Below are 13,855 nucleotides of genomic sequence, written 5' to 3'. Positions count from 1 at the left end.
CTTACGCCTCCTTTACCGTCATCTTGAAGGCCGGGATGAGGGCGTGCTCGTCGCTTCCGAAGTGGGTGTAGCGCTCCTTGACCTTTACAATTCCGTCCAGCGTGCAGCCGAGCTCCTCAAACTTTGCAATGGTCTCGATGAGGCTTGAGAAGGTGGAGCTGATGGTGAATTCCTTTACTCCGAGCTTCCGGCAATCTTCGAGGATCGCTTCGATGTCGTAATCCCAGATGACTTCGGCGAAATTCGGCAGGTCGTTTCCGGCTTCCTTGCTGTAAAGGTAGGCCTGTCCCAGTGTCCACTGGCATCCGATTTCTTCCCAGCACATTCCGGGCTTCGCGTTTTCTATGGCTTCGATTGTGTACTTCATGGTGGTTCCTCCTTGTGGTTGTTTTCCCTTTTGGTATGTACATATATCACTCTGAACGCATGTAATAGCAAGCTATTTATCGAAATATATGTGACAATCCTGCGGGAACATTTGAGGCCTAAATTGTGTAGTTTATGCCTCGCCGGACATGATGAATTTCACGTATTCAGACCGGTGATCCTCAAGGTATAAAACCAGCTCGTAGAAGTCCCGTTCATAGGCCAGCCGCTGCACCGTGTTCACATCGAACATATTTGTTAGGCCGGTATCCCGTATGGCGAGGATCTGCTCCTTTACCTTTTCGTCCATATCAGTCCACCACCTTTCGCACACGGTCAATGCCGTAGATGACATTCAGGCCGGAGCCGTTGTCCCAGTTCACCATGAGGCTGCCGGTATCGTCGACTCCCGTAACGGTTCCCTTGGTGCCGATGGGCGGTGCCTGTACATCGTCCATCTGGAGAAGCTCCACGCGGGTGCCTGCCGGGAAGCGGGAGCGGAGCGCTTCAAGCTGCTCTTTCGTGATCATTCGCATGCTGCCACCTCCTTTTCCGGTGCGCCGTTCTTCCAGCTGGAGTTGCCGGAGAGGTTCTTAAGGAGAATCTTGCGCTCTGCCTTATATTCGTTTCCGATGAAGCCAAGCCGCAGGAGGAAGCAGCGGAATGCGTACTTCTCGTTGTCGACTTCCTTTTCGGTGGCGCTGATGCGCTTCAAATTCCGGCTCATCTTTCCAAGGGATGCAATGAAGTGGGTGTAGGCCTTGACCTCGTCCGGCTCCGGCATCTCAGTAAACCAAGGGAAGCTGACCGTATCTTCTGAGACCTCAATGCCAAGGTCGTCAATGCCGAGTGCCTTCTTGATGAGGCTTTCCTTGGCTGTGAGTAGGTTGGTGAGATTTCCGACCGCCACCTTGTCGATCGGGAGGCTGACCGTAAGGCCGGTGGCTTCGTCGTCGCTTTCAACCACCTCGGTATCTTCCGGTGTGAAGCCATCCGAGATCAGGCTGTGGATGATGCGTTCCAGCTTGTCAGCGTCCTCGCAGGTTACGCCGCCTTCTTTGTCGACCGTGACGTCGCCGATCTCGTAAGCACAAGTCGGCATACGCATGTAGACTGCCTTGTCGCCGGTGAGTTTTTCAATGGCCGCGACCAATGCTTTTCTGTCGTTTCCGGTTACGTTGTAATTTGCTTTCATGAGTGTGTTCCTCCTTTGTTAATTAAGGTTTTAGGCTGTGCCTTTCGGCATGTATATACATCACTCTGAAAGCCTTATTTATCAAGCGATTTCCGACATTTTCTCAGGTAGAAAATCGCCGAAGAATCCGGGCAGAAATTGTGTATTATACACCTGCCGTCGGAGAGGTCTCGACTTTCTTTGCCAGAGCGGAATAGAGGAGCTTTTCGCCGTTCCTTATTACATACACATTTTCCTCATCGCCGGTATCCTCTACGTAGCGACGAAGGATGACAGAGGCGTATTTCGGATCGAGCTCCATCATGTAGCAGACGCGGTTCAACTGCTCGCAGGCCATCAGTGTGGAACCGGAGCCGCCGAAAGTATCAATAACTACAGAATTCTCCTGAGAGGAGTTCTGGATGGGATAGCCCAGAAGATCGAGCGGCTTGCTGGTCGGGTGATCCTTATTGCGCTTTGGTTTATCGTAGTTCCAGATGGTGGTCTGCTTGCGGTCGGAATACCACGGATGCTTGCCGTTTTGCAAAAAACCATAGAGCACAGGTTCATGCTGCCATTGATAATCGGAGCGACCGAGCACGAGGCTGTTCTTTACCCAGATACACACACCGGCGAGGTGAAAACCTGCGTCAATGAATGCCTTTCGGAAAGTGAGCCCTTCAGTATCCGCGTGGAAGCAGTAAGCGGCTCCGCCTTTTTCGAGGTGGTCAGCCATGTTCTTAAACGCTGCCAGCAGGAACTTGTAAAATTCTTCGCCCTTGAGAGAGTCGTTCTGGATCGTAAGGCCGTCCGAGGCTTTGAAAGATACGCCGTAGGGCGGATCGGTCAGGACGAGGTTTGCTTTCTTGCCGTTCATGAGCTTTTCCACATCTTCCGGCGAGGTGGCGTCGCCACACATAACACGATGCCTGCCGACTGTCCAGATGTCGCCGGGCTCCACGAAAGAAGCCTTCTCAAGGGCAGCGGTGAGGTCAAAGTCATCATCGGCGATGTCCTTTTCATTCCCGGTGCCGAGCAGCTTATCCAGCTCACCGGCGTCAAAGCCGAGGAGAGATAGGTCAAAGGACTGATCCTGCAGGTCAGATAATTCGACCGACAGCATTTCCTCATCCCAGCCTGCGTTGAGCGCCAGCTGATTGTCCGCAAGGATATACGCACGCTTTTGTGCTTCCGTCAGGTTCTCGGCAAAGACGCAGGGCACGGTTTCATATCCTTCCTCGCGGGCAGCCGTAATGCGACCGTGGCCGACGAGGATGTTATAATCTGCATCAATGACCGCAGGACTCACAAAGCCGAACTCCCTGAGAGAAGCGCGGAGCTGTGCGATCTGCTCCTTGCTATGCGTCCGGGCATTCCGGGCATAGGGCACCAGTTTATCAATAGGTACCTGTTCCAATTTCTGTGTGTTCATTTACATATTCCTCCTGCTTCGAAGCAGCTGCTCCATCACGCTGTCCTGCGGGCTGCCCTCAAAGGGCTCGGTGCAGTTTTGCTTCACAATGTCATAAATCTCGTACCAGAGCAGGTTGGCCTGCTTCTGAAAGTTCATTAAAAGCTGTGTGAAAGGGCTCGCAATGGCAGCGCCGGTGGTCGGGTGCTTTCCGAGCATGCCGTATTTGCTGACCGCTTCGGAGCACTGAATGTACCGGGCAAAGGCCTCAGAGTAGCTTTCGAGCAGGCGCTTGTTTACCAGCCTCTCGCAGCCACGTTCCTTGAGCCACAGCCATGTTTCCTTATAGATTTCATCTGCGCCGAGGGGCTTGCCGTCCTTCTGCAGAGCAGAGAGGTAATCGTCCGGACTTGGCATATCCATGCCTTCCAGCTCTACACCGTCACCGATGTCGTCAACATCGAAGTCGGTCATGTCTTCGGTGAAGTCCGGCAGCTCCATACGCTTTGCAGGTGCGCCTTTCATTATTTTGTCGGCGAGGGCGTCCGGCTTGGAGCCAGCTTTGACACGCCGCCCGCCGCGATAGGTTCCGTCTTTTGCCATGTCGATCACTTCCATTTCTGTGGTGCAGGGTTTAATACCCTGTTTGAATTGCAATTTTTGCGTAAAAGACCCCGCGCCGTTTTCCGGGAAAAGGGTCGTAGAGATTTTGACCGCCCTACCGGTCGCCGCGCTCGCGGTGAATCTTCTCGTGACACGAACGACAAAGACTCATAAGGTTGGACTCGTCATTCGATCCTCCCTCAGCAAGCGGCACGATGTGGTGGACTTCCTCGACCGCGACGTAACGTCCTTCCTTTAAGCACTGCTCACAAAGCGGGTGCTTATGAACGTAGCGGTCACGGATTCGTTTCCATGCTCTGCCGTAGCGTTTGCCGGGAGAGTAGCCACGCTGGAACTTCTCGTAGTGCTGTTCCATGACCTTGACGTGCTCCTCACAATAAACACCGTCCGTTAGGTGTGGGCAGCCGGGATAGCGGCACGGTCGTTGTGGTTTTCTTGGCATAAGCCGTGCCTCCTTTCAGGGCATAAAGAAAGCCCTGCAGGGTGTTCCCGCAAGGCTTGTGGGCTGCGCGTGCAGCTGTTTCTTTATTCTTTTCGCTGATTATATACTATCATAAAGGGCGGGTGGACATCTTAGGACAAAGCAGGACATTTCGGGCGCATTTCAAATGATAATTGGATCATCCGGAAGCGTCACATGAAGGAGCGCCTTACCGTGCCAGCGACGAATGGTGCGGGCATCTGCACAGAGCTCCATCCCGATCTGCTCCCATGTATAGTTATGGATGTAGCGGTACTTGAGTACCATGCGCTCGTCGGTATCAGGGACTGCCTCAATGACCTCCCGTATCTGTTTCTTAAGGTCTGATAGCATTTCCAGCTCACCGGCGATTTTCTTTTCCAGTGTCCACAGCTTCTCAAGCGTCCGGACAAATGGTGCTTCGGTATTACGCGATGTCTGCACGCGGTCTTTATCATATTGGATAGCCGACACGCTGCCTGCCATCTCACGCAGGTTTTGTGCTTCCATCGTGTCGGACTTGATTCTCTGATCAAGGCGGTAGGCCTGATGGAGATATTCTTTTGCTGTCATAAGGACTTCGCCTCCTCTCGTAGTTTTTGTATGAGATACTCGCCATCCACACTCGTCAGTGCTTTGTACCAGCCGGAGCGGAAGAAACGTTCACACTCCATTGCATCCGACATGGCGGCTTGATTACCGGGCTTCTTTTTCAGGCGCTTCAGGGCGTCCCGGTAATCCTTCACTGCCTGCAGAACGATGGCGTTGGCGAGATTTTCATAAGGATCGGTCATCACACCACCTCAAGGTCAGCCTTGACCGCGTCAATCAGTGCGGTCTGCGTCATTTCTTTCTTGGATAGCGCCTTTACGATCCTTTCGTCGATGGTGCCCTTGGTAATAATGTGTTGGATCACGACAGTGCCGGATTCTTGACCTTGCCGCCAGAGACGGGCGTTGGTCTGCTGATATAATTCCAGAGACCATGTAAGGCCGAACCACACAAGGGTGGAGCCTCCGGCCTGAAGGTTCAAACCGTGACCGGCAGAGGCCGGATGGATGACTGCTACAGGAATCTTTCCCGCATTCCAGTCAGCAATATCGCGACTGGTCTTGATCTCCCGAACATTGAAGCGGTTCTTGATGCGGCTTAGGTCATGTCGGAACCAGTAGGCCACAAGAAGCGGTTTTTCATTGGCGGCCTCGATAATATCCTCCAAAGCGTCCAGCTTCCGGTCGTGGAACTCGATGACCTCACCGGTATCGGCATATATGGCACCATTTGCGAGCTGTGAGAGCTTGCCTGTAAGCGATGCGGCATTGGCAGCAGTCACCTCACCATCAGGGAGCTGCAATATGAGCTCCTGTTTCAAATCTTCATAACGGCTGCGCTCAGAGTCAGAAAGCTGCACTTCATATTCTGTTGAAACCAGCTCCGGCATCTTCAGATGGTCGGTAGATTTCATGGAAATCGTGATATCCGAGATCCTCCGATAGATGGCGTCCTCCGCATAGGGCAGTGGCTTGTAGGAGTAGATGATCTCGCCGTTTCTCTTGTCCGGCATGAAGTAATTTGTCCGGTACTGTGTGATAAAGCGTCCGAGGCGCTCGCCCATATCCAGCACTTTAAACTCTGCCCACAGATCCATGAGACCGTTGGAGGAAGGAGTGCCTGTGAGCCCGATAATGCGATGGAGCTTCGGTCTAACCTTCATCAGAGACTTGAAGCGCTTGGATTTGTGATTTTTGAAGGACGACAGCTCATCGATAATCACCATATCGAAGTCAAAGGGAAAGCCGGACTCGTCAATGAGCCACTGTATGTTCTCACGGTTGATGATCGTGATATCCGCTTGCTGCATGAGGGCGGATTTTCGCTCCTTCGGTGTCCCGACTGCGACCGCATAGGTTAGACCGGCAAGGTGCTCCCATTTTTTTATTTCCGCTGGCCAAGTATCGCGGGCGACTCTCAAGGGAGCTACCACCAGCACGCGATGCACTTCGAAGCTGTCAAACAACAGGTCATATACTGCCGTCAGACTGATGATCGTCTTGCCAAGTCCCATATCTAAAAGGACTACAGCCACGGGATGCTTTTCGATGTAGCTGATGGCATAGTCCTGATAATCATGTGGATTGAAGTTCATCGATCATCCCTCCAATCTGATCCGGATCGTCAATGACGTATACCGCAAAGCCAAGCTCCTGCAGCAGCCTGTGGCGCGAGAGCTGGAGAGCGCGTGGCTTTTTGCCGGGTGCCTTCAGCTCTGCGAAACCGATATGGCCGTCAGGGAGTAAGATCAGGCGGTCGGGCATTCCTGCGAAAGAGGGACACACCAGCTTAAGTGCAATGCCGCCGTTCTTTTTCACCGCCATAGTTAACTTGTTTTCTATCTGTTTTTCTATCATTGCAAACCTCCGTCAGGCGTTAATTTCAGGGGATGTGCAAGGTGTATCAATGGTATTTACCAAACTTTTTCTTAGAGCTATTTTTTAAGGCCTAAGGGAGTTTTTATATAAGACCTTGATACACCTTGTCATAGTCCCGGATTACTGCAGAAAATCTTCCTCTGCACCAGTGTCCTCATGAATCTTTAAGCCCTTAAAATAGCGCTTCCGATTCAGTGTCAGCCGCTCGAATCCGGCTTTCTCCAGCGCAAAATAAAAATCTGCCGTGCTGCGCACATATTCATTGCAGTCCAGCGAGTAGTTGCGGTACGCCTGATAGAGCGCCGAGGAGCTTTCCTTAAAGGACTCATCCACATCACACTTCTCGTCCAGAAAATGTCCGAACCAGTCGTTCTGGCTGCGATATTCATCGATGGCCTTCGTCACGCAGTCCGGTACCGGAATCTGGTAGTCCAGCGCAATGACTTTTTTAGCACCTTCGATGATCCATGCCAGTATGCTTTCACCGGCATTTTCATACAGGTACTCACCGTAATTTTTGATGTCGGCCTTGCCCTCGATCTTGGCGTTGAACGGAATCACGATAAGCCTGCGCCAGATACCGTCATCGGAGGCGGAGACGCGAGGCAGGTGGTTCGTATATAGAACCAGCGTGTGGCAGGGCTTGAAGGAAAACGGGTCTTTATACTTTTTCTCCGCAAATACATCATCCGTAGAGCAGAGCTGCTTGACGGTGGAGTCGTTGAGTCTTGCACCTTCCTGCATTTCTGCAGCGATCAGCAGGCGTTTGCCTTTGACCTCAGCCATTTCCGGTTTGATGTTCCTGCGGCAGCCGACAGTCAGGGTGTCTGCGGATATATTTCCGCTGTAGAGTCCCAGCACGCGGGAGATGGCATTCCAGAAGGTGGATTTGCCGTTACGTCCATCGCCGTATGCGATGATGAGCGCCTCCACAAAAACTTTCCCGATAGCAGCAAGGCCACAGATCATCTGTACATAGTCGATAAGCTGCTGATCCTTCTGAAAAATCAGATCCAGATTATCCTGCCAGAGCTGCGCTCCTTTACTTCCGGGTGACACGGACGTGATTTTCGTAATAAAGTCATCTGCTGAGTGCTCGCGGGCTCCGGCCATACCTTTGCGAAGGTCGTAGGTCGCCTCCGGTGTGCAGAGCAGGAAGCAGTCCGCGTCCAGATCCCTTGGTGAGATTTCAAGCATCGGGTGCGTCTCTTTGAGGGTAGATGTAATGTTTTTGGAGTCGCGTCTTCGGACGGCAAAGCTCTGGTAGGCCTTGGCGGCAAGGAACTCCTGATAGGCCTCCATCTGCTCGTCGCTCATCAGCTGTTCAGCTTTGGCCTTGGATGTGTTATCAAGGATTTCCTGCGCGCCGCAATTTTTGAGCTTCTGCAGAGCCTCCATCATATTTCGATTGGCTTCTGCGAGCTGCCTGCGAGTAAGTTCATGAGCGACGGCCTGTGCGCCGGGTTCTGTTTCCTGCCAGTAGTGATCGCTGTATCGGATAAAGTGGGTGGCTGGTGAGTAGCGCAGCTCGTTTGCAAAATACTTCGAGAGCACCTCGGCCTGCCCGACGTCGGAAAAGTCCTCCGGCTTATAGCTATTCTCATCGTTATAGACTTCCGGAGGGACATATCCGTCCTCTCGGCTGATCTTGGAATAAAAGCGCTGGGCGCTGTGCCAGATTGTACTAAGCTCGCTGTTATCCAGAGGCGGCACGCAGGTCGCGGCCTTTTCCAGAAAACTTTGGTAGGCTTTTTCCGTATCGCCGTATTTCTTTATGACGATACCGGCAAAGCGGGACATGGTAGCGTTGCGGCTTCCTTCCGGGATCACGATGTCTTTCTCGTGGCCGCCGGGCAGGTTTGCATCGAACTCATCGTCATTCAAAAATTCCGTGAGGTTCATGCGACCGGGATAGAGCTCCACATTCGGCTCCTGTGTTCCGAAGAAGAAACGAGCAGCATCCAGAGCCTTCGTATCGAAATACGGAAATATGGAATTGACCAGCTTCTTCATATCGCTATAGAGGGCAGCATCCGTTACCCGGTCGATGGGAAAGAGCACATGGAACTTTGGCCTTGCCGGTTTGCCGTTTTTCTCGCGCTGATTAAAGCGGCTGTAATGGATGGCGAGGCTTACTCCCGGAAATGCCTCCAGCACGTCTGCCGGTGTGATCCAGTCTTTCGGATCTTCTGAATGGTCATTATCACAGTCCACGGGAAGACAGTCAGCGGAGAGGAAATTGTCGCTGTTGCGGTAGTGGTTTTTGTACTCCGCGCACACATAGTCGTGACCGACTGCGTCTCTCATGCTGTCCGTATTCATGACAACGGTCTTATGCGGATAGGAGCAGTTTCCGGGATTGCCGATAAAATCGGCGCTATACAGGGTAAACATCAGTCGTACACCTCCTCCGATTCTTCCTCCAGCACCTTCGTGATAAATTTCAGGGCGCGGATCATAGTTTCCAGTTCGCAGTCGCCGCCGAGGGTAACTTCAAAACCGTTGCAGCCGAATCTGTCCATAAAAGGCCTGACATGGATATCTGTGCTGGCTTCATCGGAAATGCGGAAATAAGTGCGTCCGCCGTGGCCGGTGTCGCCACCTTTGTAGCCGGTCGTCCCGGCTTCGACCTGCAGGATATTGGCACTTACCACATCACGGGTGTAGGTAGTAATCTCCGTGCCATCGAAAAGCTCTCTGCGATTTTCTTTAATTTCATACATAGCGTTAAACCTCCTGACATTCTTCTGTGAAATAGCGCAAGCGATAGTCCTTCCACTTGGCGCGTTTGATTTCTGTTTCCATACCGGATGAGATGCGGCTGCCGAATACCCAGACCTCAGCACACTTGCTCATGAGAGCATTTCCGAAGAAAAGACCCAGCTCACGTTCTTCCGGATTGTCATCATCAAGGAACTGCGGAAATAGCAGATGCGGTGCGATAGGGATATATCCCTTGTCCACGGCATAGCGGCTGTAGCGTCTGGCGTTGGCTACGTTTGTCTCCACATCTCCGGAAAACGGAGAGCAGATGTAGACGATAGGCCGGAAAGCACGAAGGGACTGCTTTTCATTTGCAGCAATCCGGGAGAGCGCTTCACCCGCAGTTGGGTCAGGATAGCCTTCGCTGTTGCGATATTCGTTGCTCACTCAAAAGTCCTCCTTTCCGGGCAGACTTAAAGGCGTCCACCTCCAATTTCCACTGGAGATGAACGCCTGATTTGAGCGGACGATTTTTAATCTTTTTTGTAGAAGGGCGTGGTGTAACCGTCTGCGCGGAGCTTCAGGCCTTTTGCCCACGGCGGAGTCCTGCCCATCTGTTCACAGAGAACGTCAAGAGACATGCGAGGGTCTGCTTCGATGACCAGTTCGTCATGGATATGCATGACGATGGAGCAGCAGCGCAGCGTCTTCATGGCATAACAGAGAATGTCGCGGGAGGTTGCCTGCACGATATTTTCCACGAATTTCGGCCCGTATGAATCGAGCCGTTCCCATTTTTTCGTGCTGCCGATGCCCTCATAGGTAATACACTCGCCTCCGAATTGATTCGTACCGACCTTTGGCTTTACATAGGCGAGGTTCCGTCCGGAGGGTAGCGTAATAAAGAGCATCCCAGAACGGCAGGAGAAGGTAAGTCCGTAGCTGCTGGTTGTGTGTTTATACTTCACAGCCTCCATGACAGCGCGGTCGACATCCCACCAGAATTTTACGATGTTGGGATTTGTCTGCCGCCATGCGTCCACCAGAGGAGGAAGCTCATCCTCGGAAAGTCCCATCTCTATAGCGCCCATTGCCTTTAAGGCACCGACCGAGCCGCCGTAGCCGAGCGCGAGTTCCGCAATTTTGCCCTTTTGACGCAGATGGCCGTTAATGCCATGCTTCTCAACCGGAACATGGAACATCTGACTGGCACTGGCGCAGTAGATGTCACCACCTGTTTCAAAGACCTTTTGACGCCACGTCTCACCGGCATACCACGCGATGACTCTTGCTTCGATGGCGCTGAAGTCGGAAACATAAAACTGCGTACCATCCTTCGGGATAAATGCTGTCCGGATCAGCTGAGAGAGGGTGTCCGGGATGTCTTCATATAAGAGCTTCACAGCATCGAAGTCGCCGGATTTGACAAGAGCGCGTGCGTCGGCCAGATCCGGGAGATGATTTTGCGGGAGATTTTGTAATTGTATAAGCCTGCCTGCCCAGCGCCCGGTACGATTGGCTCCGTAAAATGCGAACATGCCGCGAGCCCTGCCGTCGTCACAGACCGCACGCTCCATCGTCTGATATTTCTTGACGGAGGATTTGGCAAGCTGTTGTCGGAGTTCCAGAACGGTCTGAAGTTCTGGAGGAGCGGTTTTGATAAGCTCTGCCACGACTTTCTTTCCAAGACTGTCAGTTTCGAGCCCATTGTCGGAGAGCCACTGCTTCATTTGCTGGACGGAGTTTGGATTATCAAGTGCTGTCATATCTTTCATGGCAGCAGTCAGTTCTGACCGGGAGCGGGTGTCCATTTCGATGGCTTCTTTTACCAGATCCATATCGAGCCGGACACCACGGTCGTTGATTTCCTGATCGATGTGGTATTCATCCCAGACCGCCTCCGGCACAGGGAATTTTGCAAGACGATCCTTAATGCCGATCTCGGTTTCCACATCGCGGATGTTATATTTTTTGAAGGCTTCCCACTTGTCCGGCGCATGGAAAGGGTGGTTCCTTGTGCGACCGCCGTTTGCTTTCGTCGGAGCGCAGGGCACGGAGAAGTATTTGATCAGGTCTTTTCCCTCCGTGAGTTTCTGTTTTTCAAGACCGAGGACGGCACCGACGCCTTCCAGAGAAAGCGGCAGTCCCATTGTTGCCGCCCAGACCATAGAGCAGCGCCAGCTTACCGGATTTAAGAAGCGTGCGCATTCGGTCGAGAGAGGGTGGTTATCATGGAAGGGATCAAGGCTTACTCCAAGATCACGGAGATATCGTGACAAGCACACCCGTTCAAAATTTGCATTGAAAGCCCATTTGATGACAGTATCATCAGTCAGAGCATCTATAATTTCCTGTGGCAGACGTTCTCCCTGTGCAAGGTCAATGACCGTCACCTCGGAGCCGTCGGCGCTGTAGCCGAACAGCAGTATCTCAAAATCCGGTGACTCGGCATATTTATATACGCCACATTTGGATAGGTTCACGTCGCTGTAGGTTTCGATATCAATACTGAGTGTTTGCATATATTTTCACCTCAATTCAAACAAGCGGCTTAAGATCGCTCCTAAGCCGCCTGCCGGTACTGGATTATTTCAGGGATTCCATACGCTTGATATGGTATTCGTCGTCCTGCGCGGCCTTTTTCTCCTCACGTTTCTCACGCTTGAAGTCGTTGATCACCGTCTGGATGGCGACCACTGCCCAAGACAGGACTACGATGCAGAAGCACCCGATCAGAATGTTGCAGAGAAGGGATGAAATCATAACTGTGCTTTCCATTGTTTTGCGCTCCTTTCCTTAGTTGAGAAAATCTTCATCGTCGTCAGTAGCAAAGTCGGACTCAGCGCTTGCCTTGCCGCCAAGAGGCTCACCGTCGCGGATCTTCTGCAGGTTGTTGAGCCCGCAGGCGATTCCCTTGTTGCCGGAAGAGTTGAAAGCATAAAACGTGATGCTGGCTCTGCCGTACACGCCGCTGTACACTTCAGAGCGGGTGAGAATCGGATTCAGGTCTGCGTCCACAATGCCGGGTGCAGAGGTTGCATTGGCGTTGACGAAGTAAGCATTCTTGTAGGCCTCGTCGTCCGGACGCTCTGCATCACCATCGCGCAGAGGAGTCTTCAAAACAGAGAGCGCTGGAACGGACTTGCCGTTGCCCTTGAGCTTGGCCTCGCCCTCCTTGTAGGCAGCTTCGATAGCAGCCTGAATCTTGGCGATGGTCTTGGTATCGGACTTCGGAATGATGAGGCTCACGCTGTACTTGGGAGTGCCGCCATTGATTGACTTCGGCTCCCAGACGTTTGCGTAGCTCCAGCGGGTGTCAACACCGGTGATAACCTTCATGGGATTGCTGATTTTTACATTTTTACTCATTGTCGTTTTCCTCCATAAAATCATTTTTTGCTGTATTCATGGCCGGGCGGTTGTCACTATCCGGCACAAGTGTGGGTTTGCCCTGCGGCTTTTCAATGTAAGCCGTCAGGAGTTCATCAAAGCGGGATTTGCCGAGGAGCTTCTGCATGGCGGTAATGCCGAGCAGCTTTTTCTCATACGGGTCAAAGCCTGCTTTCTCGACCGCGTCAATGACGGCGGTCTCATTGCTGTATCTGCGGTTGCTGCGTCCTTCGACGAGCTTAAAACCAGTCCATTCCTTACCAGAGAGAGCTTGCTGCAGGGCGTATTCCTTAATATCGGAAGCCCAGCTAACCAGTTCATCTACCTTGCCGAGAATGACCTCGATCTCGGTATCAGTAAGCAGTGGCGGGAGCTTGAAATCATGCTGCGCGAGCTTAAGATTTGCCTCGGCTCTGGCGCGGCACTCGTTCTTAGCCTTGCAGAAGCCGCACCATTCACCGCACAGGAAGTTCCCGTCACCTGCAAAAGCCAGATCTGCAGTAGGCTTTAAGACTTCATCTGCCCAGCGATACAGGTCGTTCTTGCTGATTTCGTAGGTGCTGACGTTCTGGCGTCTCGGTTGGTAAATGGTCATAGAAACCTGATCGATGTCGTAAATGTCATCGAAAAGCTCCAAAGCACCGAGGGCATAACACTGCATCTGCGGATTCGCCTCTGCGGAGACTAAGACGCCTAAGCCGTGCTTGTAGTCGATCACTCGGAGCGTACCGTCTGCGATGATGATACAGTCGGCGGTTCCGAAGCCCTGTTCTACCCAGCGGGAGAAGTCTACACGCTGTTCGATAAGTACTACCGGGTCAGCACAGGTCTCCTTGGCGGCTTCGATCTGCTCCAGCACATATTCGGCATAGCCGCTGGTGCAGTCTTCCATCTCCTCGGAATACCACTTGAGGCTGTCGGTCGGGTCTTCTGAAGGAAGTCCCAGCGCGGTTTTCAATTTGTGCTCACCAAGCGCATGAGCATCGGTGCCTTCTGCAGCGTAGTCTGATCCTTTGTCCTCATAGGTTTCGCAGAGCCTTGCCGACGGCGGGCAGTGCAGCCACCTGTCGGAGCTGGATGCGGACAGGATTGCGTGTGCTTTAGCTGCCATTGCCGATCACCTCCGCGTCCTTCATCAGGGCTTCGTAGTTTGCCGGGGCGATCTCCGAGAGCTTTGCGGCGCCGTACTTTTTTAGCAGGGCGCGTACTTCTGCGGTATGACCGGCGCGGGACTTCTCAGCAAGGACGGCTCTTACGTCCTCCAGCTTGAGCTCATGCTTCGGTTCATTCTTGGTGGG

Annotated in this window: 18 protein-coding genes and 1 pseudogene; all 19 read right to left on the bottom strand. The window is 52.6% G+C overall.

Features of this window, described 5'->3' with window-relative positions; genetic code table 11:
* Position 1 precedes the first annotated feature (1 nt).
* Positions 2 to 367, bottom strand: a complete 366-nt coding sequence (locus BUE08_RS03565; RefSeq protein WP_270189965.1) for a DUF7698 family protein — start codon at positions 365 to 367, stop codon at positions 2 to 4.
* A gap of 132 nt (positions 368 to 499) precedes the next feature.
* Entirely contained in the window at positions 500 to 676 is a 177-nt protein-coding gene (locus BUE08_RS03560) for a DUF5049 domain-containing protein (protein WP_118475223.1), read from the bottom strand.
* Position 677: 1 nt separating this feature from the next.
* Positions 678 to 902, bottom strand: coding sequence for a DUF4314 domain-containing protein (locus tag BUE08_RS03555; protein ID WP_270189966.1), 225 nt, complete (start codon positions 900 to 902; stop codon positions 678 to 680).
* Complete coding sequence (locus BUE08_RS03550; RefSeq protein WP_270189967.1) at positions 893 to 1,561, bottom strand: virulence protein; 669 nt, start codon at positions 1,559 to 1,561, stop codon at positions 893 to 895. The genes BUE08_RS03555 and BUE08_RS03550 overlap by 10 nt, the downstream gene beginning before the upstream one ends.
* Positions 1,562 to 1,706: 145 nt before the next feature.
* Complete coding sequence (locus BUE08_RS03545) at positions 1,707 to 2,972, bottom strand: site-specific DNA-methyltransferase (RefSeq protein WP_270189968.1); 1,266 nt, start codon at positions 2,970 to 2,972, stop codon at positions 1,707 to 1,709.
* Complete coding sequence (locus BUE08_RS03540) at positions 2,973 to 3,554, bottom strand: P27 family phage terminase small subunit (protein ID WP_009242861.1); 582 nt, start codon at positions 3,552 to 3,554, stop codon at positions 2,973 to 2,975. It lies immediately after the preceding gene.
* 115 nt (positions 3,555 to 3,669) lie between these two features.
* Complete coding sequence (locus BUE08_RS03535) at positions 3,670 to 4,017, bottom strand: HNH endonuclease (protein ID WP_270189969.1); 348 nt, start codon at positions 4,015 to 4,017, stop codon at positions 3,670 to 3,672.
* A 162-nt stretch (positions 4,018 to 4,179) separates the two neighbouring features.
* Positions 4,180 to 4,608 (bottom strand): DUF722 domain-containing protein, encoded by a 429-nt coding sequence (locus tag BUE08_RS03530; protein WP_270189970.1) that lies wholly within the window; start codon positions 4,606 to 4,608, stop codon positions 4,180 to 4,182.
* Positions 4,605 to 4,829: a hypothetical protein gene (locus BUE08_RS03525; RefSeq protein ID WP_009242858.1), complete on the bottom strand. Its 225-nt coding sequence runs from the start codon at positions 4,827 to 4,829 to the stop codon at positions 4,605 to 4,607. Before BUE08_RS03525 ends, BUE08_RS03530 begins: the two co-directional genes overlap by 4 nt.
* A complete protein-coding gene (locus tag BUE08_RS03520; protein ID WP_270189971.1) occupies positions 4,829 to 6,181 on the bottom strand; it encodes an SNF2-related protein in 1,353 nt (450 codons plus the stop codon). The genes BUE08_RS03525 and BUE08_RS03520 overlap by 1 nt, the downstream gene beginning before the upstream one ends.
* Complete coding sequence (locus BUE08_RS03515) at positions 6,162 to 6,443, bottom strand: VRR-NUC domain-containing protein (RefSeq protein WP_270189972.1); 282 nt, start codon at positions 6,441 to 6,443, stop codon at positions 6,162 to 6,164. Before BUE08_RS03515 ends, BUE08_RS03520 begins: the two co-directional genes overlap by 20 nt.
* 141 nt (positions 6,444 to 6,584) lie before the next feature.
* Positions 6,585 to 8,858 (bottom strand): phage/plasmid primase, P4 family, encoded by a 2,274-nt coding sequence (locus BUE08_RS03510; protein ID WP_270189973.1) that lies wholly within the window; start codon positions 8,856 to 8,858, stop codon positions 6,585 to 6,587.
* Positions 8,858 to 9,187, bottom strand: a complete 330-nt coding sequence (locus BUE08_RS03505) for a hypothetical protein (protein WP_195389745.1) — start codon at positions 9,185 to 9,187, stop codon at positions 8,858 to 8,860. Before BUE08_RS03505 ends, BUE08_RS03510 begins: the two co-directional genes overlap by 1 nt.
* Positions 9,188 to 9,191: 4 nt before the next feature.
* The gene (locus BUE08_RS03500; RefSeq protein WP_270189975.1) at positions 9,192 to 9,614 is read right to left on the bottom strand and encodes a DUF7768 domain-containing protein; all 423 of its coding nucleotides are present in this window, start codon (positions 9,612 to 9,614) and stop codon (positions 9,192 to 9,194) included.
* 86 nt (positions 9,615 to 9,700) lie between these two features.
* On the bottom strand, positions 9,701 to 11,689 hold the full coding sequence (locus BUE08_RS03495; RefSeq protein ID WP_286680375.1) for a DNA polymerase: 1,989 nt from the start codon (positions 11,687 to 11,689) through the stop codon (positions 9,701 to 9,703).
* A 64-nt stretch (positions 11,690 to 11,753) separates the two neighbouring features.
* On the bottom strand, positions 11,754 to 11,945 hold the full coding sequence (locus BUE08_RS03490) for a hypothetical protein (RefSeq protein WP_009242850.1): 192 nt from the start codon (positions 11,943 to 11,945) through the stop codon (positions 11,754 to 11,756).
* An 18-nt stretch (positions 11,946 to 11,963) separates the two neighbouring features.
* Complete coding sequence (locus BUE08_RS03485) at positions 11,964 to 12,536, bottom strand: DUF2815 family protein (RefSeq protein ID WP_138337770.1); 573 nt, start codon at positions 12,534 to 12,536, stop codon at positions 11,964 to 11,966.
* Complete coding sequence (locus BUE08_RS03480) at positions 12,529 to 13,668, bottom strand: DUF2800 domain-containing protein (protein ID WP_270189977.1); 1,140 nt, start codon at positions 13,666 to 13,668, stop codon at positions 12,529 to 12,531. Before BUE08_RS03480 ends, BUE08_RS03485 begins: the two co-directional genes overlap by 8 nt.
* Positions 13,658 to 13,855: pseudogene (locus BUE08_RS03475) on the bottom strand (DNA ligase); the annotation flags it as partial. The pseudogene BUE08_RS03475 and the gene BUE08_RS03480, both read right to left, overlap by 11 nt.

It is taken from the genome of Tepidanaerobacter sp. EBM-49, from assembly GCF_001896645.1.
Lineage (GTDB): Bacteria > Bacillota > Thermosediminibacteria > Thermosediminibacterales > Tepidanaerobacteraceae > Tepidanaerobacter > Tepidanaerobacter syntrophicus.
The sequence above is the reverse complement of the archived record's forward strand: the minus strand, read 5'-3'. Positions and strand labels throughout refer to the sequence as shown.

What these genes read in the sequence shown, in the direction of transcription:
- BUE08_RS03565 (WP_270189965.1), bottom strand. Translation starts at nt 367, where the DNA reads ATGAAGTACACAATCGAAGCCATAGAAAACGCGAAGCCCGGAATGTGC.
- BUE08_RS03560 (WP_118475223.1), bottom strand. Translation starts at nt 676, where the DNA reads ATGGACGAAAAGGTAAAGGAGCAGATCCTCGCCATACGGGATACCGGC.
- BUE08_RS03555 (WP_270189966.1), bottom strand. Translation starts at nt 902, where the DNA reads ATGCGAATGATCACGAAAGAGCAGCTTGAAGCGCTCCGCTCCCGCTTC.
- BUE08_RS03550 (WP_270189967.1), bottom strand. Translation starts at nt 1,561, where the DNA reads ATGAAAGCAAATTACAACGTAACCGGAAACGACAGAAAAGCATTGGTC.
- BUE08_RS03545 (WP_270189968.1), bottom strand. Translation starts at nt 2,972, where the DNA reads ATGAACACACAGAAATTGGAACAGGTACCTATTGATAAACTGGTGCCC.
- BUE08_RS03540 (WP_009242861.1), bottom strand. Translation starts at nt 3,554, where the DNA reads ATGGCAAAAGACGGAACCTATCGCGGCGGGCGGCGTGTCAAAGCTGGC.
- BUE08_RS03535 (WP_270189969.1), bottom strand. Translation starts at nt 4,017, where the DNA reads ATGCCAAGAAAACCACAACGACCGTGCCGCTATCCCGGCTGCCCACAC.
- BUE08_RS03530 (WP_270189970.1), bottom strand. Translation starts at nt 4,608, where the DNA reads ATGACAGCAAAAGAATATCTCCATCAGGCCTACCGCCTTGATCAGAGA.
- BUE08_RS03525 (WP_009242858.1), bottom strand. Translation starts at nt 4,829, where the DNA reads ATGACCGATCCTTATGAAAATCTCGCCAACGCCATCGTTCTGCAGGCA.
- BUE08_RS03520 (WP_270189971.1), bottom strand. Translation starts at nt 6,181, where the DNA reads ATGAACTTCAATCCACATGATTATCAGGACTATGCCATCAGCTACATC.
- BUE08_RS03515 (WP_270189972.1), bottom strand. Translation starts at nt 6,443, where the DNA reads ATGATAGAAAAACAGATAGAAAACAAGTTAACTATGGCGGTGAAAAAG.
- BUE08_RS03510 (WP_270189973.1), bottom strand. Translation starts at nt 8,858, where the DNA reads ATGTTTACCCTGTATAGCGCCGATTTTATCGGCAATCCCGGAAACTGC.
- BUE08_RS03505 (WP_195389745.1), bottom strand. Translation starts at nt 9,187, where the DNA reads ATGTATGAAATTAAAGAAAATCGCAGAGAGCTTTTCGATGGCACGGAG.
- BUE08_RS03495 (WP_286680375.1), bottom strand. Translation starts at nt 11,689, where the DNA reads ATGCAAACACTCAGTATTGATATCGAAACCTACAGCGACGTGAACCTA.
- BUE08_RS03490 (WP_009242850.1), bottom strand. Translation starts at nt 11,945, where the DNA reads ATGGAAAGCACAGTTATGATTTCATCCCTTCTCTGCAACATTCTGATC.
- BUE08_RS03485 (WP_138337770.1), bottom strand. Translation starts at nt 12,536, where the DNA reads ATGAGTAAAAATGTAAAAATCAGCAATCCCATGAAGGTTATCACCGGT.
- BUE08_RS03480 (WP_270189977.1), bottom strand. Translation starts at nt 13,668, where the DNA reads ATGGCAGCTAAAGCACACGCAATCCTGTCCGCATCCAGCTCCGACAGG.